Origin of the sequence: Mesorhizobium sp. M7A.F.Ca.MR.362.00.0.0, from assembly GCF_004023175.1 — a bacterium.
Classification (GTDB): domain Bacteria; phylum Pseudomonadota; class Alphaproteobacteria; order Rhizobiales; family Rhizobiaceae; genus Mesorhizobium.
On record NZ_RZTF01000054.1, the window covers coordinates 1 to 19,633 of the forward strand.

Annotated in this window: 25 protein-coding genes, 1 tRNA gene and 1 pseudogene; 14 read left to right on the forward strand and 13 right to left on the reverse strand. The window is 63.1% G+C overall.

Going from position 1 to position 19,633, the window contains the following annotated elements:
* Positions 1-181 precede the first annotated feature (181 nt).
* Together EOC06_RS10180 and EOC06_RS10185 are read left to right on the forward strand one after the other, a co-directional pair.
* Positions 182-632 (forward strand): annotated as a pseudogene (locus EOC06_RS10180) (N-acetyltransferase family protein).
* Between the two features lie 131 nt (positions 633-763).
* Complete coding sequence (locus tag EOC06_RS10185; protein ID WP_206631175.1) at positions 764-1,963, forward strand: PLP-dependent aminotransferase family protein; 1,200 nt, start codon at positions 764-766, stop codon at positions 1,961-1,963.
* Here EOC06_RS10185 and EOC06_RS10190 read toward each other — a convergent pair.
* Positions 1,940-2,242, reverse strand: coding sequence for a hypothetical protein (locus EOC06_RS10190; RefSeq protein ID WP_245469453.1), 303 nt, complete (start codon positions 2,240-2,242; stop codon positions 1,940-1,942). The two genes, EOC06_RS10185 and EOC06_RS10190, sit on opposite strands and share 24 nt — an antisense overlap.
* Before the next feature lie 322 nt (positions 2,243-2,564).
* Here EOC06_RS10190 and EOC06_RS10195 point away from each other — a divergent pair, with 322 nt between their 5' ends.
* From EOC06_RS10195 to EOC06_RS10220, 6 genes are all read left to right on the forward strand, one after another.
* Positions 2,565-2,993: a VOC family protein gene (locus EOC06_RS10195; RefSeq protein ID WP_128307668.1), complete on the forward strand. Its 429-nt coding sequence runs from the start codon at positions 2,565-2,567 to the stop codon at positions 2,991-2,993.
* A 187-nt stretch (positions 2,994-3,180) separates the two neighbouring features.
* Positions 3,181-3,696 carry a hypothetical protein gene (locus EOC06_RS10200; RefSeq protein ID WP_127319408.1) on the forward strand — a complete coding sequence of 172 codons (516 nt, stop codon included), beginning with the start codon at positions 3,181-3,183 and terminating at the stop codon, positions 3,694-3,696.
* Between the two features lie 100 nt (positions 3,697-3,796).
* Entirely contained in the window at positions 3,797-4,414 is a 618-nt protein-coding gene (locus EOC06_RS10205; protein ID WP_128307669.1) for a hypothetical protein, read from the forward strand.
* 26 nt (positions 4,415-4,440) lie between these two features.
* On the forward strand, positions 4,441-5,508 hold the full coding sequence (locus tag EOC06_RS10210) for a D-alanine--D-alanine ligase family protein (RefSeq protein WP_128307670.1): 1,068 nt from the start codon (positions 4,441-4,443) through the stop codon (positions 5,506-5,508).
* 128 nt (positions 5,509-5,636) lie between these two features.
* Complete coding sequence (locus EOC06_RS10215; protein ID WP_128307671.1) at positions 5,637-7,622, forward strand: AI-2E family transporter; 1,986 nt, start codon at positions 5,637-5,639, stop codon at positions 7,620-7,622.
* Positions 7,623-7,767: 145 nt separating this feature from the next.
* Positions 7,768-8,415, forward strand: a complete 648-nt coding sequence (locus EOC06_RS10220; protein ID WP_127271145.1) for a glutathione S-transferase family protein — start codon at positions 7,768-7,770, stop codon at positions 8,413-8,415.
* 101 nt (positions 8,416-8,516) lie between these two features.
* Here EOC06_RS10220 and EOC06_RS10225 read toward each other — a convergent pair whose 3' ends face one another.
* From EOC06_RS10225 to EOC06_RS10240, 3 genes are all read right to left on the reverse strand, one after another.
* Positions 8,517-9,518, reverse strand: a complete 1,002-nt coding sequence (locus tag EOC06_RS10225; RefSeq protein WP_128307672.1) for an aldo/keto reductase — start codon at positions 9,516-9,518, stop codon at positions 8,517-8,519.
* A 129-nt stretch (positions 9,519-9,647) separates the two neighbouring features.
* Positions 9,648-9,842: a hypothetical protein gene (locus tag EOC06_RS10230; protein ID WP_128307673.1), complete on the reverse strand. Its 195-nt coding sequence runs from the start codon at positions 9,840-9,842 to the stop codon at positions 9,648-9,650.
* 418 nt (positions 9,843-10,260) lie between these two features.
* Positions 10,261-11,145, reverse strand: a complete 885-nt coding sequence (locus EOC06_RS10240; protein WP_128307675.1) for a LysR family transcriptional regulator — start codon at positions 11,143-11,145, stop codon at positions 10,261-10,263.
* A gap of 103 nt (positions 11,146-11,248) precedes the next feature.
* Here EOC06_RS10240 and EOC06_RS10245 point away from each other — a divergent pair, with 103 nt between their 5' ends.
* Positions 11,249-12,118 carry an SDR family oxidoreductase gene (locus tag EOC06_RS10245; protein ID WP_127331680.1) on the forward strand — a complete coding sequence of 290 codons (870 nt, stop codon included), beginning with the start codon at positions 11,249-11,251 and terminating at the stop codon, positions 12,116-12,118.
* 104 nt (positions 12,119-12,222) lie between these two features.
* On the opposite strand, the gene EOC06_RS10250 is transcribed toward EOC06_RS10245, so the two are convergent.
* Complete coding sequence (locus tag EOC06_RS10250) at positions 12,223-12,540, reverse strand: hypothetical protein (RefSeq protein ID WP_127269194.1); 318 nt, start codon at positions 12,538-12,540, stop codon at positions 12,223-12,225.
* A 281-nt stretch (positions 12,541-12,821) separates the two neighbouring features.
* On the opposite strand from EOC06_RS10250, the gene EOC06_RS10255 reads away from it, so the two are divergent.
* Positions 12,822-13,064, forward strand: a complete 243-nt coding sequence (locus EOC06_RS10255; RefSeq protein ID WP_127269195.1) for a hypothetical protein — start codon at positions 12,822-12,824, stop codon at positions 13,062-13,064.
* A 96-nt stretch (positions 13,065-13,160) separates the two neighbouring features.
* On the opposite strand, the gene EOC06_RS10260 is transcribed toward EOC06_RS10255, so the two are convergent.
* The 5 genes from EOC06_RS10260 to EOC06_RS10280 form a co-directional block, all read right to left on the reverse strand.
* Complete coding sequence (locus EOC06_RS10260) at positions 13,161-13,367, reverse strand: hypothetical protein (RefSeq protein ID WP_127331684.1); 207 nt, start codon at positions 13,365-13,367, stop codon at positions 13,161-13,163.
* Positions 13,368-13,565: 198 nt separating this feature from the next.
* Entirely contained in the window at positions 13,566-13,751 is a 186-nt protein-coding gene (locus EOC06_RS10265) for a hypothetical protein (protein ID WP_128307676.1), read from the reverse strand.
* Between the two features lie 318 nt (positions 13,752-14,069).
* Positions 14,070-14,143, reverse strand: a tRNA-Gln gene (locus EOC06_RS10270).
* Between the two features lie 84 nt (positions 14,144-14,227).
* A complete protein-coding gene (locus tag EOC06_RS10275; protein ID WP_164898529.1) occupies positions 14,228-14,515 on the reverse strand; it encodes a hypothetical protein in 288 nt (95 codons plus the stop codon).
* Between the two features lie 387 nt (positions 14,516-14,902).
* Entirely contained in the window at positions 14,903-15,385 is a 483-nt protein-coding gene (locus EOC06_RS10280; RefSeq protein WP_128307677.1) for a pyridoxamine 5'-phosphate oxidase family protein, read from the reverse strand.
* A gap of 186 nt (positions 15,386-15,571) precedes the next feature.
* On the opposite strand from EOC06_RS10280, the gene EOC06_RS10285 reads away from it, so the two are divergent.
* Both EOC06_RS10285 and EOC06_RS10290 read left to right on the forward strand, forming a co-directional pair.
* Positions 15,572-16,627: a PAS domain S-box protein gene (locus EOC06_RS10285; protein WP_127269200.1), complete on the forward strand. Its 1,056-nt coding sequence runs from the start codon at positions 15,572-15,574 to the stop codon at positions 16,625-16,627.
* 141 nt (positions 16,628-16,768) lie between these two features.
* The gene (locus tag EOC06_RS10290) at positions 16,769-17,317 is read left to right on the forward strand and encodes an MgtC/SapB family protein (RefSeq protein ID WP_127271137.1); all 549 of its coding nucleotides are present in this window, start codon (positions 16,769-16,771) and stop codon (positions 17,315-17,317) included.
* Here EOC06_RS10290 and EOC06_RS10295 read toward each other — a convergent pair.
* Positions 17,297-18,235 (reverse strand): alpha/beta fold hydrolase, encoded by a 939-nt coding sequence (locus EOC06_RS10295; RefSeq protein ID WP_206631174.1) that lies wholly within the window; start codon positions 18,233-18,235, stop codon positions 17,297-17,299. The two genes, EOC06_RS10290 and EOC06_RS10295, sit on opposite strands and share 21 nt — an antisense overlap.
* Positions 18,236-18,381: 146 nt before the next feature.
* Between EOC06_RS10295 and EOC06_RS10300 the strand changes: the two genes are divergently transcribed.
* Both EOC06_RS10300 and EOC06_RS44805 read left to right on the forward strand, forming a co-directional pair.
* The gene (locus EOC06_RS10300; RefSeq protein WP_128307678.1) at positions 18,382-18,690 is read left to right on the forward strand and encodes a hypothetical protein; all 309 of its coding nucleotides are present in this window, start codon (positions 18,382-18,384) and stop codon (positions 18,688-18,690) included.
* 85 nt (positions 18,691-18,775) lie between these two features.
* On the forward strand, positions 18,776-18,910 hold the full coding sequence (locus EOC06_RS44805; RefSeq protein WP_281035303.1) for a hypothetical protein: 135 nt from the start codon (positions 18,776-18,778) through the stop codon (positions 18,908-18,910).
* A gap of 86 nt (positions 18,911-18,996) precedes the next feature.
* On the opposite strand, the gene EOC06_RS10305 is transcribed toward EOC06_RS44805, so the two are convergent.
* Positions 18,997-19,242 (reverse strand): DUF982 domain-containing protein, encoded by a 246-nt coding sequence (locus tag EOC06_RS10305; protein WP_128307679.1) that lies wholly within the window; start codon positions 19,240-19,242, stop codon positions 18,997-18,999.
* A gap of 13 nt (positions 19,243-19,255) precedes the next feature.
* Entirely contained in the window at positions 19,256-19,492 is a 237-nt protein-coding gene (locus tag EOC06_RS10310; RefSeq protein WP_128307680.1) for a DUF982 domain-containing protein, read from the reverse strand.
* Positions 19,493-19,633 lie beyond the last annotated feature (141 nt).

A 19,633-nucleotide genomic window follows, 5' to 3' on the forward strand; every position in this document is an offset into this window, starting at 1 on the left:
CGCCACGTTGGCGCTTTTTCTGCGACGCTGGCGATTTGGCGAAATCATCTGACACAGCGTCCTTCTCCCCGTCACTATACGGGGAGAAGATGCCGGCAGGCAGATGAGGGGCGGCACCAGCGCCCTGTGGAGAGCGTATTCAAATCTTGCGGCCACCAGTGCCTCGCGATATCTCGACACCATGATCACCTTCCGTCGTGCGCAGGCCTCCGACCTGCCTGATATCGTCGCGATGCTGGCCGACGATCCGCTTGGCGCCGGCCGCGAGGACGCTTCCTTGCCGCTGGCGCAAGGCTATGTCGATGCTTTCAACGCCATCGACGCCGATCCCAATCAACTGCTGGCGGTGGCTGTCGAGGGCGGCGAGGTGATCGGCACCTTGCAGATTTCTTTCCTTGCCGGGCTCTCGCACAAGGGCGCGTGGCGCGGGCAGATCGAGGCGGTTCGGGTTGCCGGCCACCGGCGCTCGGGGCGTCGGCAGGCTGATGATCGAATGGGCGATCGATGCGTGCCGGGTGCGCGGCTGCGGCCTCGTCCAGTTGACCACCGACAGGTCGCGCGCGGACGCGCACCGCTTCTATGAGAGCCTCGGCTTCACTGGCAGCCATCTCGGCTACAAGAAGACCTTGTAGTTTCCCGCCCGGACAGCGGCTGGCGCATAGCGGACGGCTTTCAGGCCCTATTCAAAGCGCCGGCAAAGATTGATATAGGTCAGCCAAGTTGACCTATATTGCAGCGTCTGGGGAGGCGTGTCGTGACCCTTATGAATCTGTTGGCTTCGCGCTCGTCGCGCATGAAAGCGTCCGAAATCCGCGAGCTCCTAAAGCTGCTCGACCAGCCGGACATCATCTCGTTCGCCGGCGGTATTCCCGACCCGGCGCTGTTCCCGGCCGAGGCGATCCGCGACGCCTATGCTTCGGTGCTGGGCGGCGCGGAGGCGGGTGCGGCGCTGCAGTACCAGGTCTCGGAAGGCTACCTGCCGTTGCGGCGCTGGCTCGCCGGGCAGATGGGCAAGCTCGGCGTCGCCTGTGACGAGGCCAATATCTTCATCACCTCCGGCTCCCAGCAGGCGCTGGACTATCTCGGCAAACTGTTCCTGTCGCCGGGCGATACCGCGCTGGTGACATGGCCGACCTATCTCGGCGCGCTGCAGGCTTTCAACGCCTATGAGCCTCGCTACGACCGGCTGACCCCGGCCGGCGGCAACATGACGCCCGATGCCTATCGCGCGGCGGCGGCAGCAAATGGCGGCAAGGCCAAATTCGCCTATCTGGTGCCGGATTTCGCCAACCCGACCGGCAACACGCTGAACCGTGAGCAGCGCGAGGCGGTGCTCGACCTTGCCGGCGAACTCGACATCGCCGTCATCGAGGATGCCGCCTATCGCGCGCTGCGCTATGACGGCGAAGGCGAGCCGCCGATCCTGGCGCTCGACTGCATCAGGTCCGGCGGCATCGACAAGGCGCGCACGCTCTATTGCGGCTCGTTCTCGAAGATACTGTCGCCGGGCATGCGCGTCGGCTGGGTTTGCGCCCCGCGCCACATCGTCGAGAAACTGGTGCTGATGAAGCAGGCCTCGGACCTGCACAGCCCGTCGATCAACCAGGTGGTGATGCATCGTGTCGCCGAAGCCGTCTCCGACGGCCAGGTGGAAAAACTTATCGGCGCCTATCGCGAGCGCCGCGACGGGCTGCTCTCGGCACTGGAATCCAATATGCCGGAAGGCGTGACCTGGAGCCGCCCGGAAGGCGGCATGTTCGTCTGGGTAACGTTGCCGGAAGGGGCCGACGCCACCGAGCTTCTGGCGCGGTCGGTGAAAGAAGCGCGGGTGGCCTTCGTGCCGGGCAGCGCCTTTTATGCCGACGGCACCGGGCGCAACACGCTGCGGCTGTCCTTCACGCTCGCCGACCGGCGCGCGGTGAGCGAAGGCATTCCAAGGCTAGCCGCCATCCTGAAGGGATAGGCCGGCGCCGGAGGCCGGCTTTTCCTCCGCCATCACAGTCACCATCCGCTCAAGCTTTGAAAGCCTGGTGCGAGCGAGTTTGCGGACCGGCTTTTCGAAACCTTCTTCGCCGCTTTCGACGACGAAGACCAACGTCATGAAATCGAGCATGAACTCATCTATGGCTGCCGCGACCTCGCGCGACCTGCCCTTGAACCGGCGCAGCAGAACGGTTGCTTCCTCGATATCCTCGATACCGGCGCTGTCGACCAGCGCTTCGAGCCTCTGAAAACTATCCAATAGCAATTCCTCCCACCGGGGCACCCAACCCGGTTGTGAGCGGAAAGTTCCAAACTGTGAGTGCTCTCGCGAAGAAATCGCCTCCACCGCTTCCGCGGTTTCGACGGGCCATCGGCAATTTTTTGTTCGGGTGGAACCTCCGCGGCCAACAAAGGTTCTTACCAGGTCTGATCCCCCCTCAGACCCCTGAAGGCTAGACATGCTTTCCAAAGGCCCGCCGGATCCCCTCCCGGCGGGCTTTTTGTTTGCTGGATAGAACAAGTATCCGCATTGACGACGCCCTGTCCGAACCTAAATTCGAACCTCACGAGGAGGCATCTTTATGGAAACCCAGGAATTGCATCGCGGCCGGCTCATCGACCACATCCAACTGGTGGTCAGGGATCTCGCGGCCAGCCGGCGTTTCTACGAGGCGGTCCTGCAGGCGATCGATGTTCCGATCGGTGGGAGCGGCGACGATTTTTTCTGGGCCGACGAGCTGTTTGTCTCCACTGCCGACAGCCGGGCCGCCCAGGGAAAACTCACCGGTCGCCATCACCTGGCTTTCCAGGCAAGGGACCACGCCATGGTCGACGCCTTCTACAAGGCCGGACTGGCGGCTGGCGGCACGGACAATGGCGCGCCGGGCGAACGGCCCTATCATCCTGGCTATTACGCCGCCTTCCTGCTCGATCCCGACGGCAACAACATCGAGGCCGTCCATCATGGTCCGCATAGTCGCAGCGCCGCTTCGGTGAAGATCACCTTCTAAGCTGCCGATATTCAGCCGGCCGGGATCGCGGGCGCATGGGCGATGCTGGAGAGAGGCTTCCTTGCGTTGCCAGATTGATGGCCACGATGCTAACCGTGCAAATGGCGGGCGGGAATCGGCATCGAAGCAACGTGCGCTGCAAAATCCTCAATAGAACTCCCCTTACCTCCGTGGAGATATATCTTTTATGCAAAACCCAACAAGGGCGATCTGTGCCGCCACGCTTTTATTTGCGATCGGGGCCGTGGGCCTCACAAGTATATCACCTTTTGCTTATGTTTCATCGGCGCAGGCGCAGGAGGAATATCTTCCGACCCAGAAGGATTTTGTCGGCAAATGGAAACTCAACGGCGGAGCCATCCGGCCGCCGCGCGATATGAAGGATGCGCCGACACCGGAACAGGAAGCGGCCGCCAATGAATTCCAGCAGACGGTGACCGCGTTTTACGGCGCGTTCGACTATCTGGAGATCACGGCGGACGGCCGCTACAACTTTCATCAGCCGGGTGATCCGACGTCGGGGCCTTGCGTCTGGTGCGGAACCTGGTCCTTCAGCAACAGTTCGGCGTGGCTCAAGCTGGAGACGGCGCCCCGGCTGGATATCTACGCCAAGGACGGCGACATGCAGATGACCTACACTGTCGAACCCGACGAAAAATCGAAATATGCATGGCTGGTTTTCGGTTGGACGAAGGCCGAGTAGGCGGCGGCGCGCGGCTCGCCACACCTAAACGGGCCTAAGCGGCTTTTCATCCATCTCGTATCCTCGTATACGAGATGGAGTCAACCGCCGAGGAGCCCGTATGAGTCCACTGCCTGAAACCGTGCCGTTTTTCAGCCAGTGGGAGACGCCAGATATGACGCTGGACGTGCTCGCCGACGGCGCGGATGTTGCCCTCAGGCGCGATCCGCTGTGGCGGGGATCGGGCGCGGAAACACTCGATGAATATGCGGTCTGGGCGGCCAATATCTGCGGCATGGCCTGCCTTAAGATGATCCTGGCAAGCCGCGGCGAGATCGTGCCGACGATCGAGCTTGCCAGGCGCTGCACCTTATATGGCGGCTATGTCGTCAACGGGGGATCGATCAAGGGGCTGATCTACGCGCCCTTCGTCAGCTTCGTGAAAGAGGTTTTTGGACTCCGGGCCGAGGTGGTGACCAATGTCGCGACGGCGGAGATTCCGGCGATCATGCAGCGGATGCGCTTCTTCATCGCGTCGGTCAGCAGTTCGATCCGCTGGCCCGAGCGCGAGCCGCCCTCGAAGGGCGGTCACCTGGTGCTGGTCACCGCGGCATCCAATCAGGGTTTCCGCTTCCACAACCCGTCAGGCCATGACCCCGCCACACAGGCAGACGCAGTGTTGGCGCCGGCCGATTTCGACCGCTTCTTCGCCAATCGCGGCATTGCCGTCGCCATTTGATTTTTTTTGAGAGTCGAGGGATTTCGATGACCGGTAAGACAAGAGTGGCCATCCTCTATGGCGGGCGTTCGGCCGAGCATGACGTGTCGCGCCTTTCGGCCGCCAATGTGCTGAAGGCGATCGACCGGACGCGCTACGACATCGTGCCGATCGCCATTACCAAAAGCGGCAGATGGCTGCTGCAACAACTTGATGACGCGGCAGGGGCGCCGGCATCCGAAGATGGTGCCGAGGTCGCATTGTTGCCCGGCGGCAAGGGCCGGCTGGTCGCTGTGGCTCGGGATGGTACGCAGCCTGACCTGCCTCCCATCGACGTCGTGTTTCCTGTACTGCACGGGCCGTTCGGCGAGGACGGCTCGGTGCAGGGCTATGCCGAGGTCGCCGATGTCGCCTATGTCGGCTGCGGCATCCTCGCCTCGGCCGCCGCCATGGACAAGGATGTCGCCAAGCGGCTGATGCGCGAGGCGGGATTGGCGGTTGCCCGCTCCGTCACCGTGCATCGAAACGGCAAGCATTCCTTCCAGGAGATTGCCGGGGAGCTCGGCCTGCCGTTCTTCGCCAAGCCGGCGCGCCAGGGCTCGTCCTTCGGGGTCAGCAAGGTGAATGACAGGGATGGCTTCGAGCAGGCCATCGACACGGCTTTCCGCTACGACGGCAAAGTGTTGATCGAGGAATTCGTCGAGGGCCGCGAGATCGAGTTCTCGGTGCTGGAGCGCGCCGGCGGGTCGCTGACGGTGTCGCTGCCCGGCGAGATCATTCCGGCCGGCAAGCACGGCTTCTACACCTATGAGGCCAAATATCTCGATGCCGACGGCGCGCTGGTCAAGGTGCCCGCTGATGTCCCGGCCACTGTGGCCGACAAAGCGAGGGAGATGGCGCGTCAGGCTTTTCAGGCGCTCGGCTGCGAAGCCATGGCGCGCGTCGATTTCTTCCTGCGCGCCGATGGCAGCCTGCTCGTCAACGAGGTCAACACCATTCCCGGATTCACCGACATCTCGATGTACGCCAAGGCGTTGGCCGCCTCAGGCATCGGCTACAGCCAAACCATCGACGTGCTGATCGAGCACGCGCTGGCCAGGCATGCGGCGCGCTGATCCGATCGGTCGAGAGCGGCCGATGCGGCCCGGATCATTGCCTGTGAGCGAGGCGTATTTCATCGTTGGCTAAAGTTGCACGTCCGCTCTATATGCCCGATCATGGCATTTGGCAGGGGAGGCATCACGTGGCCAATCGTCGAAACGGCACGGCGTCTCCGGCTGATGGGCTAGGGGACGCCCTTTCAGCAGCCGCGCCCCATCCGCGAACCTCTTTGCCCAATGTGGCGGCCATCGTCACGACGGTGGCCGCACTGTATTTCGGGCGCGAGGTTTTCCTGCCGATCGCGATCGCGCTGCTGCTGACCTTCGCACTGGCGCCGCTTGTCTCAGCTCTTAAAAAAATCGGCATTCCCCGGATTGCCGCCGTCATTGCCAGCGTGCTCGGCGCTTTCGCGGCGCTTGGCCTGTTCTCCTTCATCGTCGCCACGCAGGTCAGCGAACTGGCGCAGAACATCCCGGTCTACCAGACCAACATCCTGACCAAGATCCGCTCGCTCAAGGAAACCGGGGTCGGGGGCGGGATCCTTGCCAGACTGAGCAAGGTGGTCGAACGGGTCGGCCAGGAGATCGACAGGCAGGACCCCTCGCTGCCGGCTGCCACCCCGGAAAAGCCGCCGCGCGAGCCGGTGCCTGTCGAGATCGTCGCCCGAGAAAGGCCGCTCCAGGTCCTGCAGAATATCGTCGGGCCGCTGATCAGCCCGCTTGGGTCGGCCGGACTGATCATCGTCGTCGTCATCTTCATGCTGCTCGAGCGGGAGGATCTGCGCGACCGCTTCATCCGGCTTGTCGGCTACGGCGACCTCCACCGCACCACCGAGGCGCTTCAGGATGCCGCCAAGCGGGTGGGCCGCTATCTCTTGATGCAATTGGTCGTCAACATCGTCTACGCCGTACCGATCGCGATCGGGCTCTGGGCCCTCGGTATTCCCAATGCGCTGCTGTGGGGGCTGCTGGCGCTGGCGCTGCGTTTCGTTCCCTATATCGGCCCGATCATCGGCATGCTTTTGCCGCTGTTCCTGGCGCTGGCCGTTGCGCCGGGCTGGTCGCTCGTGCTGTGGACCGCCGCCCTGTTCGTAGTGATGGAGCTGATCACCGGCAATATCATCGAACCCTGGCTCTACGGTTCGCGGACAGGACTGTCGCCGCTGGCGATCATCGTCGCGGCGATTTTCTGGACGTGGCTCTGGGGGCCGCTCGGGCTGATCCTGTCGACACCGCTCACCGTCTGCCTGGTGGTGCTGGGCAGACACGTGCCGCAGTTTGAATTCCTCGACGTGCTGTTCGGCAACGAGCCCGTGCTCGAACCCCATGCGCGCCTGTACCAGCGGCTTCTGGCCGGCGATCCGGAAGAAGCCACCGACCATGCCGAGGAGATGCTGGAGGAGAAATATCTGGTCGAATTCTACGACAAGGTTGCCATTCCGGCGCTTTTGCTGGGCGAACAAGACCGTGTGCGCGGCGTCATGGGCGATTTGCAAAGGCGGCAGGTGGCGGCCAGTGCCCTGGTGCTGGTGGCCAATCTCGACGACAGCGCGCAGGAGGAGGCAGGCGAGGAGGAGGCGCCGCCCGTGGCCGCAGAGGCGAGCGACGATGGCGATCCCAACGGGGAAGACGAGACCGACCTGCCCGATGGAACGGATATGTCCGTGCTTTGCGCCGGTGGGCGTGGCGAGCTCGACGACGCCGCCGCCGCGATGCTGGCGCAGGTGCTGGAGGTCCAGGGCGCGACGGTATCGAAAGCCGGCTTTGCGGATATGGAGCCCGCCAGCATTCGCCGCCTTGAGCTCGAAACCGTCGACACTGTCGTGGTCGGATTCCTGAACCGGGATTCCGTCAAGCACGCCCGTTTTCTGGTTCGCCGGCTGAAGCGTGCGAAGGCCGCACTTCGGGTGGGAATCGTGTTCTGGTCGGAGGCCGGCAGCGAGGACAAGGAGACGGCCGACAAACTGGCCCGTGACTTGAACGCGGATTTCGTGGCGCATGGCATGGTCGACGCCGTGCTGGGCGCGCTGTCAAACGAGCCGCCGGTCGCTCTCAAGCTCGTCGCCAAACGGCGCATGCGGCGACAGCGGGCCGCGTCCAAGAAGGTTACGGCGGCAGCGGCGGATTAGGCCCTGCCTTTGCCTTTTTCGGCAATGTCGGGGTCGACAAGCCAGGCACGAATTGCGGAAAATAGTTCACAGATGTCGATTTCCGGGAGGCCCATTCGTCTTCACGATAGGGAGCCGAAGAATTCGCCCAATCAGGAACGATGCGATGACAATCACCATCACGGCATTTGAGCGATCGCCCGATCGCGGCAAGGGACTGGCGCGCGATACGCGCGTTCGCTGGGCGCTCGAAGAGGTAGGGCTGCCTTATGAGGTTCGGTTTGTTTCCTTCGCGCAGATGAAGGCGCCGGACCATCTGGCCCTCCATCCCTTCGGCCAGATCCCCACCTACGAGGAGGGTTCTCTCTCACTGTTCGAGACCGGCTCGATCATCCTTCACCTTGCCGAGCAGCACGCGGGCCTGCTGCCCGGCGATCGCGATGCCCGCGCGCGTGCGATCACGTGGATGTTTGCCGCACTTAACACAGTCGAGCCGCCGATCCTCGAATTAACGACGGCAAAGATATTCGAAGCTGACAAGCCCTGGAGCGAGGAGCGTTTGCCATTGGTGAAGGATCGTGTTCGCGCTTGTCTCGACAGGCTCTCGGCTCGTCTGGACGCCGCCGAGTGGCTCGACGATGCATTCAGCGCGGGCGATCTGTTGATGGTATCGGTGCTGCTGCGACTAAGAATGTCGGGCATTTTGGACGAATATCAAAACCTTGCTGCATATGTAGCGCGCGGTGAAGCTCGGCCTGCTTACATCAGGGCTTTCGCTGCGCAATTTGCGATCAACGCTCCACCGGCCAGCTGAAACATTGGCTGATAAAGCCGAGCCGACAGCCGATTTGACATCAGCTGCCGCCGAAGAGTTGAGCGAGAGCATTGCCCTCAGAGCGAGACGGGCGGCGCCCCCTACCGGTCGACCATCGCCATGCCCCGCTCGGTGTAGCGCGGGCCGGAGACTTTTCCCGGCGCAAGCGCTTCGTCGAGCGCGGCCATCTCGGCGGCATCGAGTTTGATTGTGGCGGCGGCGACGTTCTCTTCCAGGTATTTTCTGCGCTTGGTGCCGGGGATCGGCACGATGTCGATGCCAAAGCCGTCGCCCTTCGCCAGCAGCCATGCCAGCGCGACCTGGCCGGGCTTGATGTCTTTGGCTGCTGCGATGTCGCGCACCTTGGCGGCTGCCTCGACATTGGCGTCGTAGTTTTCGCCCTGGTAGCGCGGGTCGTTGCGGCGATAATCGCCGTCGGGATAGTCTTCCGCGCGCTTGACCTGGCCGGTGAGAAAACCTCGGCCGAGCGGCGAGAACGGCACCAGGCCGATGCCGAGTTCGCCAAGCAGCGGGATGATCTCCGGCTCCAGATTGCGCTCCCACAGCGAATACTCGCTCTGCACCGCTGACACCGGGTGCGCGGCATGCGCCCGGCGGATGTTGGCCGCGCCGGCCTCCGACAGGCCGAAGAAGCGCACCTTGCCTTGCGCGACGAGTTCGCCGACGGCGCCCGCGACATCCTCCATCGGCACCGCCGGGTCGACGCGGTGCTGGTAGAGCAGGTCGATATGGTCGGTTCCGAGGCGGCCGAGCGAGGCTTCCACGACCTCACGAATATGCTCGGGCCGGCTGTCGGTTCCAGCCTGCTTGCCGTTTTCGATGCGGAAGCCGAATTTGGTGGCGATCGTCACCTGGCCGCGCTTGCCCTTCAACGCCCGGCCGAGCAATGCCTCGTTGGTATACGGGCCATAGACCTCGGCGGTGTCGAGGAAGGTGCAGCCGAGTTCGATGGCGCGGTGCAGCGTGGCGATGGATTCGGCCTCGTCGGCCGGCCCGTAGGACTGGCTCATGCCCATGCAGCCGAGGCCGATGGCCGAGACCTGCAGCCCCTGGCTGCCGAGCTTGCGTGTTTTCAGGGTCATGGCAGGCGTTCTCCGGGAAGGTCCAGGAATTATAGCAGCCGATCGCTCAATTCCCACAGGGTGTTCGGCCGCATGTCGATGGCTTGAAGACGACGCGGCCGCCCCATGGCTGCTCACCATGCGGCGGCGCTATTCTTCGACGGCCAGGATCACTCCGGCAATCGCGGCGCCGACAAAAGCGCCCATGGATGCGCCGACAAGGGGATCGGCCATGATATGGTTGCCGACCACTTCGCCGACACCGCCTCCAGCCAATGTGCCGGCAATTATACCGATGAAAAGGCGGAGAAGTGGATCTGTAGTCAGGCGATTCAGCATCATCATGGCCTTTGCAGCTCGCTCACATGTTGGAGGCGACATCGGGGGTGGACGGAGGCTTGGCCCTATGAGTGGCACGCTGGTTTGACGCCTGCGGCGCAACGCTGGGCGTGGCTTTGGCATTCCCAGCGGTGTTGGACGCTTGCGCCTTGCGGCGCCTGAGCCAGTTGGATGACAGTTCGGCAAGGAGACTGCGCAGAGCCTTCACCACGTCCTCCTGAGTGCGGCGAGGCCAAAACCTCTATGCACCCAGTTTGTTCCACACCGAAAACAATCGTTCGCGAAACGGCGCCTGCCGGCGCGATCGGCCTGTTTGCCGGGTTCTGTCGAGGAGTGGATCGGAGGTCGCGGCATGTTCTGCCAAGCAGGCTGGCAGGTGACGTGACGCTGCCCAGGCTCCCAGTGCGCTGAAAGCGGCCGGGCATCACCTGCCGATATAGGCGGCCAGTTCGTCCGGCGTCCCGTTCGGGAAGGCCTGTTTCAGAAAGTCCAGGAAAGCCGACACGCGCGGGCTGAGCAGCCGCCGAGACGGGTAGAGCGTCCACAGAGCGATCTCAGGGCCGTCAATGTCTCCCCAATTCACCAGTGTGCCGTCAGCTAAATCGTGGGCCACCAACGAAATGGGAAGACGTGCTGCCCCGACCCCCGCTCGCACCGCATCGCGCACCATAATGAGCGTTCCCAAAGCGAGGACCGGCTCGATTTCTATCGCCGACCGGCCAGCCTCTGTCTTCACGTGCCATATTTGCCGTTCGCCTGTCCCGCGCGCAACGCCAGGGGCCGGACCACCGGTGCGAGGAAGTTGAGGGCTCGCCACGACGACCAGCCGGTCGCGGAGAAACGCCCGTCCGACCAAGCTTTCGTCGGGATCCGGGTTGACCCGGATCACCAGGTCGTAGCCTTCCTCGATCATGTCCACAGCCCGGTCCTCCGTCGTGACCTCCAGCCTCACCTCCGGAAATTTGAGGGTAAATCCCGCGGCGATCCTCCCCATCGCGGTCTGAGAAAAAAGCAGGGGCGCGCTGATACGCAATCTGCCCTTGGGCTTCCGACCGCCCGAGGCTATCTCCGCAGCCGTCTCGTCCAGTTCGGCAAGCAATACCCCCGTCCGCTCGAAGAGCGCCCGTCCTTCTTCGGTCAGCTTCAGGTTGCGCGCGCCCCGTTCAAACAGGCGCAGGTCAAGGCTGCCCTCCAAGTCTCCAACCCGCCGCGACAAGGTTGCCTTGGGCCGGCCGGTGGCCCTTGCCGCTTTGCCGAAACCGCCATGGCGGGCAACGAGGTTGAAATCGGTGAGGGCCAGAAGATCCATGAGTGTTCCACCAGTGAGACGGCGCGTCTAAAATTTCGGCCTGTTTGACTGTTTGTGAGCCACACATATTGGGCCTGTCAAGCAACCCAACAGGAGAAATTCCATGACCATTCTCGTTACCGGCGCCACAGGCAATGTTGGCCGCCAAGTCGTCGAACACCTCGTCAAGCGCGGCGCCGACGTCCGTGCTCTCGTCCGCGATCCGTCGAAAGCCAGCTTTCCGGCAGGCGTATCGGTCGCGCAAGGCGACTTTCTCGATGTCGATTCACTGCGCAAAGCTATGTCCGGTGTTTCCACCCTGTTCCTCTTGAACGCCGTGGTGCCGGACGAATTCACCCAGGCTTTGGTCGCGCTGAACGTCGCCCGATCGGCGGGCATCGAGCGGATCGTCTATCTCTCGGTGATCCATGCGGACGTCTATGTGAACGTGCCGCATTTCGCCGGCAAATTCGGCGTCGAGCGAATGATCGAGCAGATGGGCTTCCAGGCTACGATCCTGCGCCCGGCCTATTTCATCCAGAACGACCTGATGATCGAAGACGTCATCACCGGCTACGGCACCTACACAATGCCGGTCGGCGCCAAGGGGCTCGCCATGGTCGACGTGCGTGATATCGCCGAGATCGCCGCTCTCGAGCTGCTGCGCCGCGAACGGTCCGCGGAGCCGCTTGCGCTCGAGCGGATCAACCTCGTCGGTCCGCAGACACTGACCGGGACGGATATCGCCGCCATCTGGTCCGACGTGCTTGCCCGCCCGATCAGCTACGGCGGCGACAACACCGAAGGTTTCGAGCAGAACCTCAAGCAGTTCCTGCCTGCCTGGATGGCGTACGATATGCGCTTGATGGGCGAACGGTTCCTGACCGACGGCATGCTGCCCGAGGCCGGCGACGTCGAGCGCCTGACCACGCTTCTGGGCCGCCCGCTGCGTCCCTATCGCGACTTCGCCTCACAAATCGCCGGCTCCGCCTGACGGAACGGCTCCGGTCATCACCAAGGTACGGAAACAGCAGGGCGGCCTTTTGAGGAGGCCGCCCTGACTGGCACGGAACAAATGCGCGTTCAGCCGGAATTGCCTTACTGCAGGGTGGCCTCACCAGGTCTGTCGAGTTGGGCGTTGACGCGCTCACCATCGTCGCCACCGAGGCCATCCACGAACAGACCAGCTACGCCGTCGAAATTGGTGAGCCCGTCGAATTCAATTGCCGCGCCAATCAGCTGGGCTGCCTGGAAGACAAGGTATTCGACGTCCTCGAGGGCGACGTTTTCGGCCAGATTCCTGACCCTCACATGCTCCGCCACCGCCGTGATGCTGACGATGCCGGTCTTCCTGAAGGCGACCTGGACTGCTGAACGGACGTCATCGCGCAGTCGCGCCGAGTAATCATACCGCATCGAAACCTCCCAAAGGGAATGGTTTTCTGTTCAGGTTGCACAATGCGGCAGGGGCTTGGGCTTGGCAAGTCACTAATTAAATAATATCCAAACAAATCAATAAGTTAGTATAGTTGTGCAACTGTGTGTGTTACGCCGAATACGCATCGGGCTCTTCATGAGCATGACAAGCAGTTCACCCATCGCGAGGTCTTGACGCGCTAGGAGCGGTTTCCTAATTATAAGTTGAGTAAGTTGAATACTCATTCTACGTATTCGTGGTGCTGAGCGAGGGAAGCGCGATGACTGAACTGGAACGCCCGGAACGGTTGCAGATCATGCTGACGTCAGACGAACTGGCGGCGCTGGAAAACTGGCGCTTCGACAAGCGCATGCCGAGCCGTTCGGCCGCCGTGAGGGAATTGCTGCGGCGCGGTCTTGCCTCGGATGGCTTCCTGACGGCGGAGCAAGGGACGAAGTCGCAAGACTTCGGCATCCTGCCAACCGCCGGCGGCAACGGCATTTCCGACGGCGGCAAGGAGTAGGGCGGTTCACCGTGCCTGAGCCGCCCTGGTCCCGCAGGCCGGTCGGCGGTTGCCGCGACGCGGCGCCGGCTGGCGTACCGGGACGAGACTCTCGGTTCAGAGGATATTGGTCGTCACTTCGACGATTATCGCGGCACCTTCCAGGCTGCCATTGGTGACGTGCACGACGCGCGATACCCGCAGATCCTGCGTGGTTCCGTCGATCGACAGCGCAACACTTTCGCCGATCCGGGGAACCGCCTGGAAAACGGCGTCCGTGGCCTCCGGCCGGTTGTCGATCGATATGCGGCAGTTGACGGTCATGAGATGTCTCCTGTGTCGGCCCGGTGGTCAACGCAGGGTCCGCGAAATGGTTTCAGGAGCCGGATGCAACTTAACGGCGCCCGGATCCGTAAAGCAGTAATTGCTCCATTGTTCATCGTAACGGAGCAACAGGGCTCGCTGGGGAGGGCGTTGGGGCTGCCCCGGCGAGCTTGATCCGATTTGCCCAGGGGCGCTGCGTCACCGAGATATGGAGACGAGTTTCGGAGCCCGCAATTCCCCGGCTATCCTTGCCGCCTGGAAGATTGTCATCAAAACCAGGATGGGCTCACCCTCGGTCGGGTTGATGGTCAGGACGACGCGGCCGAGCTCGTCGCTCATGCCGCAAGACCAGTCCTTCACGGCTATCACTTTTCTCGCGGCCATATGCCTTCTCCTGAACCGGAGATCCCCTGCGGGCTACGCCGTCTGGAGTTGGTCGACAGAACCTTTGCCTGACATTGCAACCAGCCGAAATGCGGCAAATGCGGTCAATATTATGAAAACCGCCGTGACGTTCAGGGACATCGTCGATGCAAGGACGCCCCCGTCAAAGCAACTCAGTTCCATGGCGCTGCACCCCTTGAAGCCACTGACGGTCCGGATGATGATCCTGCTTGGGGCGAAATACAAGCGTTCGCTAATACGCTGATGCCGGCTGGCCAGCCCTGCGCGCAGCTTTTGAGCAGCCGAACGCTTGGTTGCTGGTTCCCGCTCAAGGGCTCGAACCTCGATTCACGCCTTCAAAGGGCGCTGTCCTACCATTAGACGAAGCGGGAAAATGCACGTTGCGCCCCACCCCTAGCCGGTTCGCGCGCCCGGATCAACGCACTGCGGCGGCAAAGCCGATTGGAAGCGCGGTGTCAGTCCGGAAAGTTGGTGACGGGTTCCTCGCAGCGGTAGACCGGGCAGCTGCCGTCACGGGTCGGGACATAGGCCGACATCGGCACCTCCGGCCAGTCGCATTCATTGCCGAACTGCCTGACATAGCGGTCATAGGTGTTGGGTCCGGTGGTCAGCACCACGGCATGGCGGCTTTGGAGCAGTTGCCGGAGTTGGTCGCAACTCATCGTGCGGGTGTCAGGCCTGGCTTCGGCGAGGCCGGTCGCGGCCAGCAGGATCGCTGCCGTTATCAAGGCAATTCGGCGCATCGGTATGGCTGTTCCCTCGAATGGATATATCGGCCGAAACTCGCATCCCGGCGGGTGGTTCCGCAACCGCCGGCTGGCCGTCTGTGGCGGCGCAACCAAATGGTCCGTCGTGCATTGCTGGGGATGGATGGCAGGAAGCCCTACGAAACCCCGCAATGGCGGCCCGGAAACGGGGATCGCGAGGCCATGTGCTGTTCTTTCTGCGGCGGGCGCGACCACAGCTATGAGGACTGTCCGCAAAGGGATACTGACGCCGATCCAGTGCCGAATGCCCCTGACCCTCCCGAGCCAGACTGATCCGCGCCGGTATGCCGCCAGCAATATGTCAAATGGGACCCGCCGGCATTCGTACATCTGACTGATGTCGTGATTTTCAACGCCGTCCGGCTACATCCTGACCTTACCGGTGTCACCGATTTCCGGGCGGCTGTCGCTGACCGTTGCGGCCAGCATCTTCACATAGCTGACCACGGTGCCGGGGCTGTCCCAATACTGGGCGTCTTTCGGCGTCACCTTAAGCACGCGGATCGAAGGATCATCGGCACTGTCCCACCAGGCCTTGGCCGGGGTCGACCACAACTCCCTGATCTTGGCGCGGTCGTTCGAAACCGCCGCCAGACCGCTGACGGAAACATATTTCTGGCCGCCTGAATCGGCGAAGGCGAGGCCGACATTGGGCTCGGCTTCGATCTCGTCATCCTTGTGACTGTCGACATCGGTGAGGAAGTAGATGGCGTTTTCGTCGCGCACCACATGCGCCGCCATCGGTCGCGAGCGGATGTCATCGCCTTCGCGAGTGGCGAGCATACAGAAACCGATCCTGTCCATCAGTTTCCAGACCCGGTCGAGATCGCTGTTGCCGTCGCTCATTGTGTGCCTCCTTATTGAGCCGTCCATGGGGGTGTCGGGTGCAACTCGCGCAGGCGCGCAAGGTTCCGGACATGAACTGCCCGGACTGTTCCTGGGAGGAATGTTGGAGGCGATTGCAACCAAAACGCACCGCGGCGCATTGGTGGCCATGCGCGAAATCCGCGCATGAGGGAGAAGGGGTCGACAGTGACAGATTTGGCGGGCCGTGATGCCTTGATCGCCATCACCGCCGATGCGCGTTTGGCGGCGATTGTCGATTCGTCCTTCGACGCCATCGTCAGCAAGGATCTGAACAGCATCATCACCAGTTGGAACGCGGCGGCGCAACGCATGTTCGGCTACACCGCCGAAGAGGCCGTCGGCCGCTCCGTGCTCATGCTCATCCCCGATCATCTCAAGGATGAAGAGACCGACATCATCAGCCGGGTTCGCAGGGGCGAGCTGCTGGCCAGCTACGAGACGATCCGCCGGCGCAAGGATGGCGGCCTCATCGCCGTGTCGCTGACCATTTCGCCGATCAGGAACGCGTCCGGCGAGATCATCGGCGCCTCGAAGATCGCCCGCGACATCACCGCCAGCAAGGAGAGCGAGCGCCGGATCAGGCTTTTGCTCCGCGAGGTGAACCATCGCGTCAAGAACCAGTTCGCGGTGATCCTCTCGATGATCAGGGAGACCAGCAAACGCTCGACCGATCCGCGTGAATTCGAGGAGTTGATCCGCTCCCGCATCATGGCGCTGTCGCGGTCGCACGATCTGCTGGTGAACTCGGAATGGGCCGGCGCCAGCCTCTTCGACCTCGCCCAGGAGCAGCTCAAGCCGTTCGGCCACGAGGCGCGGGTATCGCTCTCCGGGCCGCTTTTGACCCTGCAGCCGAACGCCGTGCAGAATCTCGGCATGGCATTTCATGAGCTCGGCACCAACTCATCAAAATATGGCGCGCTGGCGAGCGAGGCCGGGCGGCTCGAGATCACCTGGCGGATCGTCGAAGGCGTTTCTGACAAGCGGGAAATTCATCTGGTTTGGGACGAGACGATGCCGGTGCGCGAGGGAGAGCGGCGGGACGAAAGCACGCGCAAGGGTTTCGGCACCGTCGTCCTGCAACGGGTCGCGCCGCAATCGCTGAACGGCCTGGCGGTGCTGGATCGCAGCCCGGGCCATCTCAAATGGTCCCTGACGGCGCCGCTGGCTTCGATCATCGTTCCGCAGCTCGGCGCCGACGTGCCCGAAACCGAAACGTCCTGAGGCCTTGAGGATTGGCTCCATCAACCTCCCTTTGGCAGATGCGTATTCAAAAGCGGCCGCATCCTTGCCGCACCTGGCCGTGGATTCAGGAACCGCGACCCGGTGGCCGCGTTGTGGCGTCAAGCTTTTGGAGGGGACATCATGGAACAGCTCGTCGAGGAATTCGGCCATTCCACCTACACCTCGTTTCCGGTCATCGCGGCGCGGCTGTTGCTGGCCACCCTCTATGGCGCGGTCATCGGTTTCGAACGCGAATGGCGCAATCGCCCGGCCGGACTTCGCACGCATATCCTCGTCTGCGTCGCCGCCGCCACCTTCGGCATCCTGACGGTCGAGATCGTGCACGCGCCGATGTTCGCGGGGGAATCGGTCAAGGTCGATCCGATCCGGGTGGTCGAGGCGGTGACCGCCGGCGTCGCTTTCCTCGCCGCCGGCTCGATCATGTTTTCGCGCGGCGAGGTGCATGGGCTGACGACCGGCGCCGGCATGTGGCTGGCGGGCGCGATCGGCGTCGCCTGCGGACTGGGTCTTTGGCAAGTGGCCGGGTTCGGCACGCTGATCGTGCTGATAGTTGCCGGCTTTCTGCGCCGGTTCGAACGCGGGCCCGGCCTTGCCGCCGGTGATGAAGGCAGTCAGGCAAAGGCGGAGAAGGAGGGGGCCTCGGCCCGATCAAAGGGAGGGCGAAGGTAATCCCGTTCGCCGAGAGATGCCGTGACTGGTTTCACCGAAGAAGCCGGCCAGCAGATCGGCCGTGCGCGCCGGGTTCTCCTCGGGAAAGAAGTGCCCGCCCGGCATCGCCTGGCCGCGCACATCGTCGGCCCAGCCGCGCCACAGCGCCAGCGGCCCGCCTTCGCCGGCATACCATTGCGCCAACGCGCCCTGACCGCTCCATAGCGCCAGCAGCGGGCAGCGAATGCGCCGGCCGGCTGCCTTGTCGGCATGGTCGTGCTCGCGATCGAGCGTGGCTGCCGCCCGATATTCCTCGCAGATGGCATGGGCGTGGGCAGGCGCGCGCAAGGCCTCGACATAGGCCTGACGCACTTCGGCTGGAAACGCCGATGGCGGCGAGCCCCAGCCGTTGAGCGCATTGTCGACGATCGCCTCGGCGGCGCCGGACAGGATCTCTTCCGGCAACGGCTCGGGCTGCGCCAGCAGCGACCATGGCCAATAACCCAGCGCCAGCCTGGCGTCGGCCCGGTCCCAGGCATCGGCGGTCGGCACGATGTCGAGAACGGCGAGCTTGTCGATGCTGCCCCGATGATCGAGCGCCATGCGGTAGGCGACACGCCCGCCGCGATCATGGCCGGCGACCATGAAGCTGCTGAAACCCAGCTTCTCCATCAGCCTCGTCATATCGGCGGCCATGGTGCGCTTGGCATAGGGGGCGTGGTCGGGAGTGGACGCCGGACACGAACTGCCGCCATAGCCGCGCAGGTCGGCGCAGACGACGCTGAACCGGCTGGCCAGAGCGGGGGCGATGTCGCGCCACATCAGATGCGTCTGCGGAAAGCCGTGCAGCAACAGCAGCGGTGGCCCGCCGCCGGCGCGCAGGCAGAATATGCCGGCATCGCCGGTGTCGATTTCCGCGCCCTGAAAACCTTCGAACATGATCGCCTCCGGCACGCGCAACGGCCGGCAAACGGGTTTGGTTGCAATGCCGCGCGGCGAGGCGGCCAACCTTTTTCATCGACAGGCGTTGTCCCTTTGAAAGGAAGGTCGCCGCGGGCGGCCGTGAAAGAAAGGAGGAGGCAGTGATGAGAACTCTCGCCATCATGCCACTAGGCCTCATGCTGGCGCTGGCAGTGCCGGCCGCGGCCCAGCAGCAGAACGACAGCCAGGCGCCGCAGGCCGACAAATGCAGGGCTCAGACCGAGCAAGGGGCAAAACAGCAGCCTGGACAGCAGGCCGATGACGGCAATTTGACCGCGAAGCTCAACGACTGCGGCGGCGTGCTGAAACCGCCCCCGACGGGCGATCAGGGCATGGCGGCGCCGGCCCCCGAGGAAGGCAAGACGCCGGTGATCAAGCCGGGTGAAGTGCCGCCCCAGCCGCCGAAGCAATAAACGCCGCTGGCTGGTCGCGCAAGCTAATGGAACCTCGTTATCTCAGGAGCGTTTCTCTCACGACTTGGAATTCGGAGAGATTATCGTGAGAGATATTGCGACAACGGCCACGTTACTTGCCTCGATTGCCATCGTGATTGCCTTGATTCTGCTGGCGCCGAAGAGTTTTGGCTTCGAAACCTCACACCCGATCGTACAGGGCGAGCTTCCGGCGGAATAATCGGATCGACTATTGCGGGTGATCAGGACGATTTGCGTGAAGCAGGCGAGGCACGATGTCCCGCCTGCTTCTTTTCATTGAAACCGCTATCGCACCAAGACGCCGGAGTGGCTGCAGAGCGCTGCGAACGCTTCCTGCGCTTCGGCAGCACCTGCATTGTTTTCCAATGCGGCTTCGACCTTCTCGCGCGCCGCCTGGTAGAACGGGCCGCGTTTGGCCTGCGGCCAGTCGATCAGGATTTCGCTGGCATCCTTGAGCGTGGCGACGTCGCGGATCGTGTCCGACCCATGCGGCTTGATCCGCATCGGTGTGGGCAAAATGAGCTCGGACATGTCCTGTTTCCAACTACTGGAGGAGTTTTGCTTCGCGCGCGGCGTCGATCATCGCCCGCATCGCTTTTTCCGCCGGCGTCCAGCCATCCAGCGCATCGCGGCAACTGCGCAACGCCGCCCGGTAGCGCCGTCCCTGGCCAGACGGCCAGTCGCCGAGGCATTCCAGCCCTTCCCAGGCGCTGCGGATGATGCGCTCGCGCTCAGGCGCGAATTTCAGCCTGATGGGGCGGGGAAATATCTTGTCATTCAACGGTCGTCTCCATGATTGCCGCAAGTGTCGCTGGCGACATGCGTGAGAGGCGATCGGTAACGTCGGCGGCAGGACAGGGTTCCCTTCCCAGGAGATCAAATCTCGGCGTCGATGTCCGACAGCGATCTCGGCGTCGGCGCT